This is a genomic window from Streptomyces sp. NPDC058457 (assembly GCF_042720695.1).
Lineage (GTDB): Bacteria > Actinomycetota > Actinomycetes > Streptomycetales > Streptomycetaceae > Streptomyces.
On the sequence record NZ_JBHXLU010000034.1, the window covers coordinates 46,039 to 62,369 of the forward strand.

Annotated in this window: 9 protein-coding genes; 1 reads left to right on the top strand and 8 read right to left on the bottom strand. The window is 67.8% G+C overall.

Annotation, left to right across the window (positions count from 1 at the left end):
* Positions 1 to 126 precede the first annotated feature (126 nt).
* From ACFWPS_RS25800 to ngcE, 7 genes are all read right to left on the bottom strand, one after another.
* The gene (locus ACFWPS_RS25800; protein WP_383708537.1) at positions 127 to 1,479 is read right to left on the bottom strand and encodes a sugar ABC transporter permease; all 1,353 of its coding nucleotides are present in this window, start codon (positions 1,477 to 1,479) and stop codon (positions 127 to 129) included.
* Entirely contained in the window at positions 1,476 to 2,267 is a 792-nt protein-coding gene (locus ACFWPS_RS25805) for an ATP-binding cassette domain-containing protein (protein WP_383708538.1), read from the bottom strand. The genes ACFWPS_RS25800 and ACFWPS_RS25805 overlap by 4 nt, the downstream gene beginning before the upstream one ends.
* 328 nt (positions 2,268 to 2,595) lie before the next feature.
* Entirely contained in the window at positions 2,596 to 3,687 is a 1,092-nt protein-coding gene (locus ACFWPS_RS25810) for a sugar ABC transporter substrate-binding protein (RefSeq protein ID WP_383708539.1), read from the bottom strand.
* Between the two features lie 133 nt (positions 3,688 to 3,820).
* Positions 3,821 to 5,020, bottom strand: a complete 1,200-nt coding sequence (locus tag ACFWPS_RS25815; RefSeq protein ID WP_383708540.1) for an ROK family transcriptional regulator — start codon at positions 5,018 to 5,020, stop codon at positions 3,821 to 3,823.
* A 319-nt stretch (positions 5,021 to 5,339) separates the two neighbouring features.
* Entirely contained in the window at positions 5,340 to 6,239 is a 900-nt protein-coding gene (locus ACFWPS_RS25820; RefSeq protein ID WP_383708541.1) for a carbohydrate ABC transporter permease, read from the bottom strand.
* 4 nt (positions 6,240 to 6,243) lie between these two features.
* The gene (locus tag ACFWPS_RS25825) at positions 6,244 to 7,170 is read right to left on the bottom strand and encodes a carbohydrate ABC transporter permease (RefSeq protein WP_383708542.1); all 927 of its coding nucleotides are present in this window, start codon (positions 7,168 to 7,170) and stop codon (positions 6,244 to 6,246) included.
* Between the two features lie 28 nt (positions 7,171 to 7,198).
* Positions 7,199 to 8,650 (bottom strand): N-acetylglucosamine/diacetylchitobiose ABC transporter substrate-binding protein, encoded by a 1,452-nt coding sequence (gene ngcE, locus ACFWPS_RS25830; protein ID WP_383708543.1) that lies wholly within the window; start codon positions 8,648 to 8,650, stop codon positions 7,199 to 7,201.
* A gap of 423 nt (positions 8,651 to 9,073) precedes the next feature.
* On the opposite strand from ngcE, the gene ACFWPS_RS25835 reads away from it, so the two are divergent.
* Positions 9,074 to 12,817: a GH92 family glycosyl hydrolase gene (locus ACFWPS_RS25835; protein ID WP_383708570.1), complete on the top strand. Its 3,744-nt coding sequence runs from the start codon at positions 9,074 to 9,076 to the stop codon at positions 12,815 to 12,817.
* A gap of 59 nt (positions 12,818 to 12,876) precedes the next feature.
* Here the strand turns inward: ACFWPS_RS25835 and ACFWPS_RS25840 are convergent, their stop codons facing one another.
* A complete protein-coding gene (locus ACFWPS_RS25840) occupies positions 12,877 to 16,185 on the bottom strand; it encodes a GH92 family glycosyl hydrolase (protein ID WP_383708544.1) in 3,309 nt (1,102 codons plus the stop codon).
* Positions 16,186 to 16,331: the final 146 nt, after the last annotated feature.

Below are 16,331 nucleotides of genomic sequence, written 5' to 3' on the forward strand. Positions count from 1 at the left end.
GACACAACTGTGCCCGGCACTGTTCAGTGCCGGGCACAGTCGGAAACCTAGGGGCGCGGGGAACTGCGCGACCAGCCACAAAGGACCGGCAGACGCAATGTCACCGCACCCCGACGGCGATAGGCGCTATCCGCGCCCCGCCGCCTTCTGGCTCTTACGGGAGACCGAGTCGATGACAACGGCACCCAGCAGAACGCCACCCGTGATCATGTACTGGATCGACGTGTTCATGTTCAGCAGGTCGAGGCCGGTCTGGATGGACTGGATGACCAGCATGCCCAGGAGGGCGGACCAGACGGTACCGCGGCCACCGAACAGCGACGTACCACCGATGACGGCCGCCGCGATGGCGAGCATCAGGGTGTTGCCGCCACCGGCGTTGAGCGTCGCGCTCGCCGTCTGACCGGCGAAGAACATACCGCCGATGGCCGCGAAGCCACCGGAGATCGCGAACACGGTGATGCGGACCAGCGGCACGCTGATACCGGCACGGCGCGCGGCCTCGATGCCGCCACCGACCGCGAACACCTTGCGGCCGTACGTCGTACGACGCAGCACGAAGTCGACGATCACCAGCGACGCGAGGAAGATCACCAGCGCGTTGGAGACACCGGCCGCGTTGTTCAGCACGGCCGCCGCGACGAAGGACGCGATCGCGAGCAGCGCGACGCGGACCACGATCTCGCTGGTGGGCCGGAACGGCACGCCCGCCGCACGGCGCCGGCGCTGCTCGTTGAACTGGCCCAGGGCCGACAGCACGACACCGAGGCCGGCCAGCAGGTACGCACCGATGATGGCCTGGTCCATGAAGAAGGAGCTCTGGCCGAGGATGTGCACCGGACCGCTGTCGGCCGGGATGTTGATCGTGCCGCTGTCGCCCAGCAGCCACAGCATCAGACCGTTCCAGCCGAGGAAGCCGGCCAGGGTGACCACGAACGCGGGTACGCCGATCTTGGCGAAGAACCAGCCGTGCAGCGCACCGATGCCGATGCCCGTGATGATCGTGAGGATCAGCGCCAGCCACTGGTTCATCCCGTGGTTGACCACGAAGACGGCGAACACCGTGGAGGCCAGACCGCTCACCGAGCCGACGGAGAGGTCGATCTCGCCGAGCAGCAGCACGAACACCAGGCCGATGGCGAGCATGCCGGTGGCCGCGAGGAAGTAGCTGATGTTGGAGAGGTTGTCCGCGCTGAGGAACAGGCTGTTCTTCACCTGGAAGATGGTCCAGATGATGATCAGGCCGACGACCACCGGCAGCGAGCCCAGCTCGCCGCCCTTCACCCGGCGCTTGAACTCCGTGATGTAGCCCTTGAAGCCCTCTTCACGGACCAGCAGGCGCGGGTCGACGACCGTCACCGGCGCGGCCGTGGGGTCGGCGGGGGCCGCCGCGGCCGGGGCCCCGGTCGGCTCGGTCTTGTCGACCTTGTCGATCTTGGGCGACTCGTCGCCCTGCACGGTCTTGGACGTCTCGCTCACTTTGCCGCCTCCGGGGTGCGACGCTCCGAACGACGGGTCACGGCGTTGTCCGTGGCACCCGTGATCGCCGCGATGATCTCTTCCTGACTGGTGCTCTTCACGGGGAAGAAACCATTGTTCTTGCCCAGACGCAGCACGGCGACGGTGTCCGCGACCGCCTTCACGTCGGCCATGTTGTGGCTGATGAGAATGACGGCGAGGTTGCGCTCGCGCAGCCGCTCGACCAGGTCGAGGACCTGCGCGGTCTGCTCGACACCGAGGGCGGCGGTGGGCTCGTCGAGGATGACGACCTTGGGGTCGCCGATCAGGGCGCGGGCGATGGCCACGACCTGGCGCTGGCCGCCGGAGAGGCTGGCGATCGGGATGCGCACGCTCGGGATGCGGATGGAGAGCGTGCTCAGCAGCTCGCGGGCCTGCTTCTCCATCGTCACCTCGTCGATGACGCCGCGGTGCAGCAGCTCACGGCCGAGGAAGAGGTTGCCGACCACGTCGAGGTTGTCGCAGAGCGCGAGGTCCTGGTAGACCGTCGCGACGCCGAGCCCCTGGGCGTCGTGCGGCTTGTTGATGCTGACCGGGTTGCCGTTCCACTCGATGACGCCCTCATCGATGGGGTGCACACCGGCGATCGTCTTGACCAGGGTCGACTTTCCTGCGCCGTTGTCGCCCACCAGGGCGACCACTTCTCCGGCGTGAACCTCCAGTTCGACATCGGTGAGTGCCTGGACCGCACCGAATCGCTTGGAGACTCCGCGCAACGCCAGCACGGGCGTAGCGGACACGTGAACCATCTCCTTCGCCGCCTGACCGGCGGGGATGCCGCGCTTGGTGATCAGGCGCGGAGGGTCGTGCGGTACCTCGGGTTGTCTTCGGTGTACGCACGCGGTTTACAAGATGAACATGCGCGAATCCGCTGCGCTTGGCAACGGGTCCGTCCGACGCCCGCTCCGGCAGCGGGGTATGAAGGCCGGAGCGGGCGTCGGAGGGGTTTCGCGAGACCGTCGGACGGACCGGGGCGCCTTGCGGAGGAGCCTGGGTTCGTCGGGCGGCCGGGGCCCGGGTGTCGTACTGCGATCACCCGGGCGCTGACGGCCGGAGCCTTGCGGCTCCGGGGCCGGACTACTGCAGGCCGGCAGCCTTGCAGGCCTTGGCGAACTCGCTGGTGCAGATGTCGGAGACGGTGTACAGACCGTCCTTGATCACCGTGTCCTTGATGTTGGCCTTGGTGACCGACACCGGGGTCAGCAGCTGCGAGGGAACCTTGTTGCCGGAGCCGCTGGTCTGCGTGGTGGTGGCGAGCGAGGTGATGCTCTTGCCCTGCAGCAGGTCCACCGCGATGGTGGCGGCGGCGTCGGCCTCCGGCTTGAACGCCTTGTAGACGGTGGAGGACTGGGTGCCGGCGACGATGCGCTGGATACCCGCGAGCTCCGCGTCCTGACCGGTCAGCGGGATGCCGCTGATGCCGGAGCCCTTGAGGGTGGTGGCGATACCACCGGCCATGCCGTCGTTGGCGGAGTAGACGCCCGCGATGTTCTTGGCACCGAGCTGCGTGATGGCAGCCTTCACCTTCTGCGCGGCGACCGTGTCCTTCCACAGACCGGACTGCTCGTAGGCGATGTCGACCTTGCCGTCGAGGGCCTCGTGCGCGCCCTTCTTGAACATGGCGGCGTTCGGGTCGGCGTCGTCACCGTTGATCATGACGATCTTGGACTTGGTGGTCGCCTTGGAGCCGAGGGCATCCAGCAGGGCCTGGCCCTGGAGCTGGCCGACCTTGACGTTGTCGAACGAGACGTAGGCAGAGACGTTGCCCTGGGCGAGGCGGTCGTACGCGACGACCTTGATGCCCTTGGCCACGGCGGCGTCGATGGAGGACTTGATGGCCGCGGAGTCCTGGGCGGAGATCACGATGACCTTCACGCCCTTGGTGACCATGCTGCTGACCTGCTGGGCCTGCTTGGCCGCGTCACCGGCAGCGTTCGCGTACTCGACCTTGCAGTCGGCACACAGCGAGCTGACCTGCTGCTCGAAGTACGGCTTGTCGAACTTCTCGTAGCGAGCGGTCACGCTGTCGGGGAGCAGCAGGCCGATGGTCTTGCTACCGGAGGAGCTGCTGCTCGACGAGTCGCTCTTCTTGTCATCGCCGGCCTTGCCACAGGCGGCGAGCGACAGCGCCATGGAAACCGCGGCGGTGCCGATCACGACTCTACGCATCGTTGCGTTCATTGGGGGTGCCTCCCTGACAGGGCCGCAACGCTGCGGCCGAGGTGGCTCGAAGTCAACTCGGCCGAAAGTTCGACGTCAAGAAGTAAATACTTAACGAGATGGCAACGGCGCCATTCGTTCTCTAAGTGAAGGCAGGTGCGACAGCGGGCAACGACCCGTCCAAAAGGGTCGAATCGCCCATCTCGCTGAGCGCGAGAGCGAGCGCGCCGAGCACCTCCGCACGACCGCCGAGCGCCCCCGGAAGCACCGAGAGCTGGCGCGCCGCACTGGGGATCGCATAGCGGCTCACGGACTCCCTGATGGGCCCCAGGACCAGCTCTCCGGCCTCGGCGAGATCGCCGCCGAGGACCACCCGGCTCGGGTTCAGCAGGTTGCAGAGATTGGCCACACCGCTGCCGATGTGACGTCCGACATCCCCGATCACCCGACGGCAGCCGGGGTCACCGTCCCGGGCCAGCCGTACGACGCCTTCCATGGTCAGGTCGGTGCCGTGACTGGGCTGGAGCAGCGGCAGCACGTAGCGGGCCGACGCGAAGGTCTCCAGGCAGCCGCGGTTGCCGCAGCGGCAGACCGGGCCGGACTCGTCGAGCGTGATATGTCCTATTTCACCCGCCGTGCCGCCGGGGCCCCGGTAGATCTTCCCGTTGATCACCAGACCGGCGCCGACACCGCTGGCGACCTTGATGTAAGCAAGATCACGTACACCCTTGCCGCTGCCCCAGACCAGCTCACCGAGGGCTCCGAGGTTGGCGTCGTTGTCCACGTGCACGGGGACGCCGAGGCGCAGCCGCAGCTCCTCCGCGGGTCTCGCGCCGATCCAGCCGGGCAGGATGGCGCTGGAGCCCAGGGTGCCGGACTCCACGTCGATCGGGCCGGGGACGCCGACGCCCACGCCGGCGATCTTCGAGCGGTCCACTCCGGTCGCCGCGATCAGGCGGTTGACCAGCTCTTCCGCCCTGTCGAAGCCCTGGCTGGACGACGCGTCCACGTCGAGGGGCTCGGACTCCTCGGCCAGCACCTGGTGGGCGAGGTTGCCGATCGCCACGCGCAGGTGGGTGTGGCCGAAGTCGATCCCGATGACGATGCCGGCGTCACCGCTCAGACTCACGCTGCGGGCCCTGCGGCCGCCCGCCGACGTGGGCGTGACCTCGACGGTTCCGCCGTCCTTGAGCTCGCGCACGATGTTGGAGACCGTCGCAGCCGACAGGCCGGTCGTGCGCGCGATCTCCGCCTGCGTGAGCGATCCGGCCAGACGTACGGCCCGTACGACACGTTCCAGGTTGGCTCGGTGCAGCGACGACTGCGACCCCGGAGTCTCCATCGACCCATCCACTCCCGCCATCGGAGGCGGCCACGGTGCCGCCAACGTGACCCAGGTCACCTCACTGAGACCGGGTCACTTACAAGTTATGAACTCCAAGCTCTGCTGAACGGGTTACCGCCGTCAAGTCCTTGACAGAAATCGTTGGCGGTTCGGGGGTTGCCTGAGGGACATGCGACGGACATGTCTAGGCCACTGGTCAGGGGGTGCCGATGGGGGGCCGTGGTCAGGTGCGGGTACGTTGTGGCTGGTCGCGCCCACGCGGCGGAGCCGCATATTGAATACAGCCCCGCGCCCCTTTGGGGGCGCAAACGCTTCGTTACTTCAAAGCTCCCGCCGTCAGCCCCGCCACCACCTGGCGCTGGAAGATGATGTACGCCGCCAGGACCGGGAGCATCGCCATCACCAGGCCGGCGAAGAGGCCGGACCAGTCGCCCTTGTAGCCCTGGCTGACCGCCAGCTGGACCAGGCCCTGGGTGAGGACGTGTTTGTCGGGGTCCGTGTTGAGGACCGTCGGGAGCATGTACTGGTTCCACTGGCCGAGGAAGTTGAAGATCCCCACGCTGATCAGGCCGGGCTTCGCCATCGGCAGCATGATCTGGAAGAACGTACGGGTGTGCGAGGCGCCGTCGACGAAGGCCGCCTCGGCCACGGACGTGGGCAGCGTGCGGAAGAACGCCGTGAGGAAGAAGACCGTGAACGGCAGCGAGTACGCGATGTAGACCAGGATCAGGCCGTGCAGCGTGTTCAGCAGGCCCATGTTGTTCACGACGTAGAAGAGCGGGACCAGCGCGAGCATGATCGGGAAGCTCATGCCGCCGATGAACAGGTAGTAGATGAACCGGTTGCCCGGGAAGTCGAAGCGGGCCAGGACGTAGGCCGCCATCGAGCCGAGGACCAGGGTGCCGATGAGCGAGGCGCCGACCACCAGGACGGTGTTCAGGAAGTAGTCGCTCATGTTGGCCTGGGTCCAGGCCCGCGACCAGTTGTCGAAGTGCAGCCTGCCGGGCAGCGCCCAGGGCGAGCTGAAGATGGACCGGTCGTCCTTGAAGGACGTCATCACCGCCCACAGCAGCGGCGTGACCACCATGAACGCCCAGATGATCAGGACACCGTGGGAGAAGACGTTGAGGACCCCGCCCTCGCGCTGCCGCCGGGGCGGCTTCGGCGCGGGGACGTCGATCTTCGTGACGGTGGTGTCGGTCTCGGTCGTCGTCATCGCTTCAGTACTCCAGCCGCTCGCGACGGCCCAGCCGCATCACGATCGCCGCGAAGGCGAGCGTGACGACCAGCAGGGCGACGCCGATGGTGGTGGCGTAGGCGGCCTGACCGTCCCGGAACGCCTTCTGGTACACGTACAGGACCATCACGGTCGTCGAGTAGTCGGGGCCGCCCGGTCCGGTCGTCATGATCTGTACGACTGCGAACGACTCGGCGCCGAGCGCGAGGATGCCCATGTAGACCCAGCCGGACTGCACGGTGTCCCAGAGCAGCGGCAGGGTGAGGCGGAAGAAGGTGGTGGCGCGGCCGGCGCCGTCGAGCAGGGCGGCCTCGTAGAGGTCCGTGGGGATGGACGCCATGCCCGCCGAGAAGAGGACCACGAAGAATCCGACCGTGGACCAGACCAGTACGGCCATCACGCACCACAGGGCGAGGCTCGGGTCGCCGAGCCAGAGCGGCTGGATACTGTCCAGACCAATTCCCCGCAGCAGTGAATTGATCGCACCGCTGTCGGGGTTGTAGGCGAAGGCGAACAGCAGCGAGACGATCGCGATCGACAGCACCTGCGGGAAGAAGTAGACGATCTTGTAGAAGGAAGAGCCCCGGACCCCGGAGATGACCGGGCCGCCCTTCCTTCTCCGGCCGCCCACATTGATCATGAAGGCGAAGAACAGTGCCAGGCTGATCGTCACCAGCGGCAGCACGATCGCGAACATCAAGCTGTGCTGCAAGGACTTCCAGAAGATGTCGTCGTGCAGCATCCGCCGGTAATTGTCCAGGCCGACCATCTTGAATTCGGGGCTCAGGCCGGTCCAGTCCGTGAACGAGTAGTAGATGGACTGGACGAACGGCCACACCACGAAGAGCGCGTACAGTCCGAGGGGCAACGCCAGAAACCCCACAATGAACCGGTACTTGCCGTGCTGCATCGCCACTCCGGTGCCGTGAGGGTGAGTGTTACGGGTGCTTGTAGTGCTTGATCGTGGTGTCCTTGGCGGCCTCGTCGGCATAGCCCTGGATCTTCTTGACGGCCTCCGCCGGGGTGAGCCGGCCGGCCATCATCTCGCCGAGGCCGGCGACTCCGATCTTCTCCTTCTGGAGCTGCACGTACCAGTCCTGGAGCCGCGGGTTGACCACGTTCGACCCGGCCAGCTTCAGCGCGGCAACGCCGGAGGTGAGGCCCGGGGTGAGGGTGATGCCGTCGGTGCCGCCGTTGTAGGCGGTCAGCGACTTCACCTTCGTCGTGAAGTTCTTCGAAGAGGCCTCGCTGAGCATGATGCGCAGCTGCTCCATGCCGCCCTGGGCGTTCGCGGCCTTGGCCGGGACGATGAACGGCTCGCCGCCGGAGGCCCAGATGGTGCCGAACGGCATCTTGTCGTTCTTGTCGATGCCGGTGGGCGCGGAGACGGCCAGGTTGAAGTCGGAGGGGATGACGTTCGCCGACTCGTTCTCCACCCAGGAGCCGTTCGGGATGAACAGGGCCTTGCCCTGCGCCCAGGCGGTCTGCGACTGGATGTGGTCGAGGCCGGGGGTGCCCTTGAGGATGTACCCCTTCTTGTAGAGCTCGTAGTAGGCCTCGAAACACGCCTTGACGGCCGGGTGCTTCCAGGCGTTCGGCTCCAGGTTGTCGATCGCGTTCAGGACCTCGACGCCGCCGACCTTGCCGATCATCGGGTAGAGCGAGAAGGGGATGTAGTACGGGTACTTGCCCGCGTAGGTCCAGCCGGCCATGCCCTTCTTCTTGGCCTTCTCGCAGACGGCGATCATCTGGTCCCAGGTCTGCGGGTACTCCGCGTCGAGCGAGTCCAGGGCCTTCTGCGAGTACCAGACGCCGTAGACCGTGTAGGCGTAGTACATGATCCAGACCGGGTCGCCGTCGAACTGGCCCATCTCGACGATGCCGGGACGCAGTGTGTCGCGGACCTTCTTGTTCGGGTCGTCGTACGACGGGGCGTCGAGGAGCGGGGTGAGATCGGCGAGCTGGCTCTTGCCGACGAGCACACCCATGTCCATCTGCTCGGCGCCGGAGTTGTCGATGAGGTCCGGCGGGGTGCCCTGGTTGAAGCGCGGCTGGAGGGTGGACTGGATCTTCTGGGTGGCGGAGAACTTGACCTTGGCCTTCGGGAAGTTCTTCTCGTAGATCTTCACCGCGTCCTGGGCGTACTCCTTGCCGAAACCGCCGTCGAAGAGGACGAATTCCATCTGCGCGGTCTCGTTGACGCCCAGCGGGTTCTTGGTCGTCTTCTTGCCGGCCTTGTCCTTGGACTGGCCGCCACCGCCACTGCTGGCACAGGCGGAGAGGAATCCGACGGTGGGGACCGAAATCAGGCCGAGTGCGGCCGAACGCTTGATCAGATCGCGCCGGCCGACGCCCTCGGAACCATGGTTCGCTGCGGAAGGGGATCCCATGCTCAAGTCCACGCCTTCTCCAGGACTCAGGCGGTGAACCGGATCCTTCCCGGCACCGCGGTCGGGTAGTGCTGGGTCGTGCAGGAAGTCATGCGGGAAACGCCGACAGGTATAGTCCACTTCCCGCCAGCGGGGCAAGATCGAATGCAAGGTTGGCCACGGGTCTTTTCCTAGTTGAGACCTGTCGGAAATATGAGCGATCTCTGTACGCCTTGCCGGAAAAAGAGCCGACATACACCCCTGAATGCCGCACCCAACACCCTTGACATCACGGGCCACTTGACCACCTACTGGTTCCTGCGCCAGCAGCTGACAACGTTGTCTCGTGTGGCAGGGAGGGTACCCGTTGTGATGCAGCGGAGAACGCAGCGAAGAACAGGACACGGACCTGGTACGGCGGTCGTGATCGCGGCCGCCGTAGTCATGACCCTGGGCTCCCAGGGAACCGCGGTCGCCCTGCCGGCGAAGGCACCGGCCGCCGCGACCCAGTTCGCATCCTCGTTCGAGTCTGGCGATCCGTCACCGGACTGGACCGACACCGTCGACACGGACCCGGGCGGCGCTCCACGAGCCTCGGGTGTGGACGGCGGCTACAGCACCGGCATCCCCGGCAATGTCACCGACCACGTGACCGACGTGCGGGCGAGCGGCGAGAACACCGGCGCGGGCGAGGTCAAGGAGAACCTCGTCGACGGTGAGCCGGGCACCAAGTGGCTCACCTTCGAGCCCACCGGCTGGGTCGAGTTCGACTTCGACAAGCCCATCAAGCTGGTCACCTACGCCCTCACCTCGGCGAACGACTACGACGAACGCGACCCGAAGGACTGGACCCTCCAGGGCTCGACGGACGGCAAGGACTGGAAGACCGTCGACACCCGGACCGGCGAGTCCTTCTCGGAGCGGTTCCAGACCAAGTCGTACGACCTCTCCGCGCCCGCCGAGTACCAGCACTTCCGGCTCGACGTCACGAGGAACAACGGCGCCTCCGACATCCTGCAGATCGCCGACCTGCAGTTCTCCACGGGCGGCAGCGGCGGTCCCGTCCCCCAGGACATGCTCTCGCTGGTCGACAAGGGCCCCAGCGGCTCGCCGACCGCCAAGGCACGGGCCGGGTTCACCGGAACGCATGCGCTGCGCTACGCCGGGCGGCACACGGCGAGCGGCCGGGCGTACTCGTACAACAAGGTCTTCGACGTGAACGTCAAGGTCGGCCGCGACACTAAGCTGGGCTACCGGATCTTCCCCTCGATGGCCGACGGCGACCTCGACTACGACGCCACGAACGTGGCGGTGGACCTGGCCTTCACGGACGGCACCTACCTGAGCGACCTCGGCGCCGTCGACCAGCACGGGTTCGGGCTGTCGCCCCGCGCGCAGGGCGCGTCCAAGGCGCTGTACGTCAACCAGTGGAACAACGTGTCGTCGGTGATCGGTTCGGTCGCGGCCGGCAAGACCGTCGACCGGATCCTGGTGGGCTACGACTCCCCCGCCGGGCCGGCCAAGTTCCGCGGCTGGATCGACGACGTGTCCCTGAAGCCGGTGGCTCCCGAGAAGCCGAAGGCACATCTGTCCGACTACGCGCTGACCACCCGCGGCACCAACTCCAGCGGCAGCTTCTCGCGCGGCAACGACTTCCCGGCGACGGCCGTGCCGCACGGCTTCAACTTCTGGACGCCGGTGACCAACGCGTCCTCGGAGAGCTGGCTGTACGAGTACGCACGCGCCAACGACGACGACAACCTGCCGACGATCCAGGCGTTCAGCGCGAGCCATGAGCCGAGCCCCTGGATGGGCGACCGGCAGACCTTCCAGCTGATGCCGTCCGTCGCCTCCGGCACCCCGGACACCGGCCGGGACGCCCGCGAACTGGCCTTCCGGCACGAGAACGAGACCGCGCGGCCGTACTACTACGGGGTCACGTTCGAGAACGGCCTCAAGGCCGAGATAACACCGACCGACCACGCGGCCGCGCTGCGCTTCACCTACCCGGGCGACGACGCGAGCGTGATCTTCGACAACGTGACCGAGCAGGCGGGCCTGACCCTCGACAAGGAGCACGGGATCGTCACCGGGTACTCCGACGTCAAGTCGGGCCTGTCGACGGGCGCGACCCGCCTCTTCGTCTACGGCGTCTTCGACAAGCCCGTGACGGACGGCGACTCCAGCGGGGTGAAGGGCTACCTGCGCTTCGACGCGGGCTCCGACCACACCGTCACGCTCCGCCTGGCCACCTCCCTCATCAGCGTCGACCAGGCCAAGGACAACCTGCGCCAGGAGATCCCGGACGGCACCTCCTTCGACACGGTCAAGGCGCAGGCCCGGAAGGTCTGGGACAAGCTGCTCGGCAAGGTGGAGGTGGAGGGCGCCACGGCCGACCAGCTGACCACCCTCTACTCCAGCATGTACCGGCTGTACCTGTACCCCAACTCCGGCTTCGAGAAGGTCGGTTCCACGTACCAGTACGCCTCCCCCTTCTCGCCGATGACCAGCCAGGACACCCCGACACACACCGGCGCGAAGATCGTGGACGGCAAGGTGTACGTCAACAACGGCTTCTGGGACACCTATCGCACGACCTGGCCCGCGTACTCACTCCTGACACCAAGTCAGGCGGGCGAGATGGTCGACGGGTTCGTGCAGCAGTACAAGGACGGCGGCTGGACCTCGCGCTGGTCGTCCCCCGGCTACGCCGACCTGATGACGGGCACCTCCTCGGACGTGGCGTTCGCGGACGCGTACGTCAAGGGCGTGAAGTTCGACGCGAAGGCGGCGTACGACGCGGCCCTGAAGAACGCGACGGTGGTCCCGCCCTCTTCGGGCGTCGGCCGCAAGGGCATGTCCACCTCCCCCTTCCTCGGCTACACCAGCGACGACACCCGCGAGGGCCTGTCGTGGGCGATGGAGGGCTACGTCAACGACTACGGCATCGCCCAGATGGGCAAGGCGCTGTACAAGAAGACGGGCGAGAAGCGCTACAAGGAGGAGTCGGACTACTTCCTCAACCGCGCCCAGGACTACGTGGACCTCTTCGACTCCAAGGCCGGCTTCTTCCAGGGCAAGGACGCCCAGGGCGACTGGCGGGTGGACTCGTCGTCGTACGACCCACGCGTGTGGGGCTACGACTACACCGAGACCAACGGCTGGGGTTACGCCTTCACCGCTCCGCAGGACAGCCGGGGCCTCGCCAACCTGTACGGCGGCCGGTCCGGCCTCGCCGACAAACTCGACGAGTTCTTCGCGACGCCCGAGACGGCCTCCCCCGACTTCGTCGGCTCCTACGGCGGGGTCATCCACGAGATGACCGAGGCCCGGGACGTCCGGATGGGCATGTACGGCCACTCCAACCAGGTCGCCCACCACGTCATCTACATGTACGACGCGGCCGGCGAGCCCTGGAAGGCGCAGTCCTACGTCCGTGAGGCGCTCTCCCGGCTCTACCTCGGCAGCGAGATCGGTCAGGGCTACCACGGCGACGAGGACAACGGCGAGCAGTCCGCCTGGTACCTCTTCTCGGCCCTCGGCTTCTACCCGCTGGTGATGGGCAGCGGCGACTACACCATCGGCTCCCCGCTGTTCAAGAAGGCGACCGTCCACCTGGAGAACGGCCACGACCTGGTGATCAGGGCGCCGAGGAACAGCGCGCAGAACGTCTACGTCCAGGGCGTCCGCGTCAACGGCCGTATCTGGACGTCGACTTCGCTGCCCCACTCCCTGATCTCCAAGGGCGGTGTCATCGACTTCACGATGGGCCCGAAGCCGTCGACATGGGGCACCGGCAAGAACGCCGCCCCCGTCTCGATCACCAAGGACGACAAGGTCCCGACCCCGCGCGCGGACGTCCTGAAGGCCAACGGCGCCCTGTTCGACAACACCTCGGCGACACAGGAGACGGTGACGTCGGTGGACCTGCCGGTGACGGGCTCGGCCAAGGGCATCCAGTACACCCTCACCTCCCCGTCGGACCACACGAGGGCCCCGACGGGCTGGACCCTCCAGGCCTCGACGGACGGCACCAACTGGCAGACGGTGGACCGCCGTTCGGGCGAGACCTTCGCCTGGGACCTCCAGACACGAGCGTTCACGATCCAGAAACCCGGGACGTACCCGCACTACCGGCTGGTCCTGGACAGTGAATCGACGCTGGCGGAGGTGGAACTGCTGGCCTGAGACAGCGGCACGAAAAAAGGGGGCGGGCCCGTTCGGGTCCGCCCCCTCTCTTGTCCGGCTCAGCCGATGGCGAGAGTGAACACGTGCAGGTCGCTGTTGTCGGGAAGCCGGACGCTCTTGACGGTCCTGCCGTCCGGGGCCGTGAACGGCCTGGTCGCGAAGACGTAGGTTGCCACCGGGTCCTTGTCCGCGCCCGCGACGTTGCGGTACGCGGTCCTCGCCACGATCTCGTTGCCGTACTGGACGGTTCCGCCGCCACCGCCGATGGTCCAGTCGGTGAAGGAGAGGTCGATCGTGTCGGTCGTGCCGTCGGTGTAGGTGACGGTCGCCCGGCCCGGCTGGTTGCCGTTGGTGGCGCTGCCGATGAAGGACAACCTGGCAGCAGGGGTGGGGAGTTCGATGGTCCGGGCGGTGGCCGTCGCGTTGTCGGGGCGGCCTGCCGGGGCGTTCGGCCAGGTGTAGGCGAGGCCGTCGAGCGCGCCCTGGCCGCCCGCGGTGAGGCCGGCCGCCGCGAGGGCCTGGCGGGAGTAGCTCCAGCCGCCGCCGTCGAAGTCGGCCTCGTCGTGGTCGCCGGAGTCGTCCGAGACACCGGTGTTGTCGTAGGCGGCGAGGAGGGTGCCGGGCGCGGCGACGGTGAGGGCGACCGGCTGGGAGTAGGACGTGTCGGCGGAGGTCACCGTGACCCGCACGTCGTAGTAGCCCTGCGGGACGTCTGGTGCGGTGGTGAGGGTGATCTGCCGGGAGCCGTCGGTCATCGTGCCCTCGGCGGGCGTGGCCCGGACCCCGTCCGGGGTCTCGACGCGGAAGCGGACCTCCGGGCCGGTGCCGCCCGTCAGGGAGAGGGCGCGGATGTCCACCTTCGCGCTGTCACCGGGGGCGATCGTCGCCGCCGTGGGACCGACGCCGATCTGGTACGGCTGCTCGCCCTGGCGGAAGGACGGGGGTGCGGAGGACGTGCCCCAGGTGCGGTTCGAAGTGGTGGAGAGGGTGTAGTCGAGCCGGCCGCCGTCGCGGACGAAAGAGCTGTCGAGCCAGGGACGGTCGCTGGTACGGCCGTTGACCTTCAGGGACTGGACGTACGGGGCGCCGGCGGCCGCTCCCTGCGCGTGGATCGAGATGTCGTTGCCGTCCGGGCGGTCGATCTCCACCCGCTCGAACAGGGGTGAGGCGAGGACGAGTTCGGCCCGGGAGGGGACCTGCGGGTACATGCCGAGCGCGGAGAAGACGTACCAGGAGGACATCGCGCCGAGGTCGTCGTTGCCGGGGATACCGCCGGGCTGCGTCGACCAGAGCTGTGTCATCGCCGCACGGACGGTCTCCTGCGTCTTGTAGGGGGCACCGGCGTAGTCGTACAGGTAGGGCACGTTGAGCGAGGGCTCGTTGTCCAGCTCGGACTTGTCGCCGCCGCTGCCGGTGAAGGCCCAGCTGCCGTCGCTGTCGTGGAAGAAGGCGTCGAGGCGGGCGAGGGCCTGGTCGGTGCCGCCCATCGCGGCGAAGAGCCCGGCCGGGTTGTGCTGGACCATCCAGGTGTACTGGGCGGCCGTGCCCTCCACGAACCCGTTGCCGGTACCCGGGGTGAAGCCGGTGATCCAGCTGCCGTCGGCCTTGCGGTTGGCGATGTAGCCGCCGGTGGGATCGGCGGCGATGTCGAAGTTGTTCTGCCACCACTGGGAGCGGTCGGCGAAGGCCGCTGCAGTGTTCTTCTCCCCCGCTGCCGCGGCGAGTTGGGAGAGGGAGAAGTCGGCGGTGGACATCTCCAGGGTCTCGGCGGCGCCGCCCCAGGCGTTGGACACGGACGGCATGTAGTGCTCGTCCAGGTACTTGTCGAGAGACGGACGTTGGCCGACCGACAGCACCGGCTTGCCGGCCGCCGACAGGTCCTGGGCCGTCGGCACCGTCGCCGCCTTCACCAGCGAGTCCAGCGCGCCCTTCAGGTCGAAGTCGGTGCCGCCGAAGGCCCGGATGCCGGCGAGGGCGGTCGGTGACGGGTCGCCGTTCATGACGTGGGTGCCGCTCGCGCCGTGCAGCCAGCGGTCCCAGACCCCGCCGTTCTGCCGGGCGAGTTCGTAGAGCGACTGGGCGATGTCCGAGCCGGTCCCGGGGTCCAGCAGGGTGAGCAGCTGGACCTGGTCACGGTAGACGTCCCAGCCGGAGAAGGTGCCGTACTGCGCCCGGTGGCCGCGGGCGACCCGGTGGACCTTGTCGTCGCTGCCCCGGTAGCGGCCGTCGGCGTCGCTGATGACGTTCGGGTGGAAGAGGGAGTGGTAGAGCGCGGTGTAGAAGGTGGTGCGGTCGGCGTCGGTGCCGCCGCCGACCCGGATGGCGTCGAGGCGCTCGCGCCAGGCGCGGTGGGCCGCGTCGCGGACGGCGTCGAAGGAGCGTCGCGGCGGGTTCTCCGCCCTCAGGCTCGCCTCGGCGGCGGTCCGGCTGACGTACGAGATACCGACCTTGACGTTCACCGGTCCCGAGCCGGGCGCGAACTGCACGTATCCGCCGGCCCCCTTGCCGGCGACGGGCCGCCCGCCGTTGGCGGAGAAGCCTCCGGTGCCGCCGGAGGCGGTCGTCGAACCCGGGCTCAGCCTGTCGTCCTGCCAGGTGCCGGTGGTGGTGAAGGCGCGGTCGAAGTGGGCGGTGAAGTAGAGGGTGTAGTAGGAGCGTTGGCCCTCGGGGTCGAGGTAGCCGCAGAAGTCCCCGGAGGTGACCGAGCCGGAGACGGTACGGGCCTGCGGGTCGATGGTCACCGTCGAATCGGCCGAGCCCACCTCGGAGTTGGCGGTGCGGATCAGCAGGGAGGCGGGCTTGTCGGCCGGGTAGGTGAAGCGGGCCGAGCCGGTGCGGGCGGTCACGGTGAGGTCGGCGGTGACGCCGGAGGCGAGGCCCACCTTGTAGTGGCCGGGCTCGGCGGTCTCGTCGGCGTGGCTGAAGTCCGAGGCGTACACCGCGTCCTTGGTGTCGCTAGCCGGGGAGGAGGTGACCTCGCCGGCGTACGGGAAGAACGGGATGTCGCCGCTGCCGCCCGCGCAGCCGGTGCCGGACATGTGGGTCAGGCTGAAGCCGCGGATGCGGGTGGCGTCGTACTGGTAGCCGCCCGGTGCGGCCGTTCTCGTCGCGTCGCCTCTGGTGTTCTCCGGGCTCCAGGAGAGCATGCCGAACGGCACGACGGCGCCCGGGAAGGTGTCGCCGCCGTTCTTGCTGCCGATCAGCGGATCGACGAACGCCGTGGGGTCCTTGACCAGTTCGGGGGGTGCGCTTGCGGTCGCCGCGAGCGCGGGGGATGGGGGTCCCCCCGCGCGAGCGAAGCCGAGCGTGGGGGAACCGCCGGCCGCGAGTACCGCGGCCAGCAGCAGGGACATGGGTCGGAAACGCATGACGCGGCCCTTCCTCCTCCGGACGGGTCGCGCACCACAGGTCGCACAAGCCGCAGGGACAGTAACGTGCGCCACCGGTACCACGGAAGACCGCGCATGCCCCGGAGGGCACCGGCCCGGTTCACCCGGTCGGGCGATCCGAAATG

Bases quoted from the DNA above. Each gene is read 5' to 3' on its own strand.
- ACFWPS_RS25805 (WP_383708538.1), bottom strand. From the start codon at position 2,267: ATGGTTCACGTGTCCGCTACGCCCGTGCTGGCGTTGCGCGGAGTCTCC.
- ACFWPS_RS25810 (WP_383708539.1), bottom strand. From the start codon at position 3,687: ATGCGTAGAGTCGTGATCGGCACCGCCGCGGTTTCCATGGCGCTGTCG.
- ACFWPS_RS25815 (WP_383708540.1), bottom strand. From the start codon at position 5,020: ATGGAGACTCCGGGGTCGCAGTCGTCGCTGCACCGAGCCAACCTGGAA.
- ACFWPS_RS25820 (WP_383708541.1), bottom strand. From the start codon at position 6,239: ATGACGACGACCGAGACCGACACCACCGTCACGAAGATCGACGTCCCC.
- ACFWPS_RS25825 (WP_383708542.1), bottom strand. From the start codon at position 7,170: ATGCAGCACGGCAAGTACCGGTTCATTGTGGGGTTTCTGGCGTTGCCC.
- ngcE (WP_383708543.1), bottom strand. From the start codon at position 8,650: ATGGGATCCCCTTCCGCAGCGAACCATGGTTCCGAGGGCGTCGGCCGG.
- ACFWPS_RS25835 (WP_383708570.1), top strand. From the start codon at position 9,074: ATGACCCTGGGCTCCCAGGGAACCGCGGTCGCCCTGCCGGCGAAGGCA.
- ACFWPS_RS25840 (WP_383708544.1), bottom strand. From the start codon at position 16,185: ATGCGTTTCCGACCCATGTCCCTGCTGCTGGCCGCGGTACTCGCGGCC.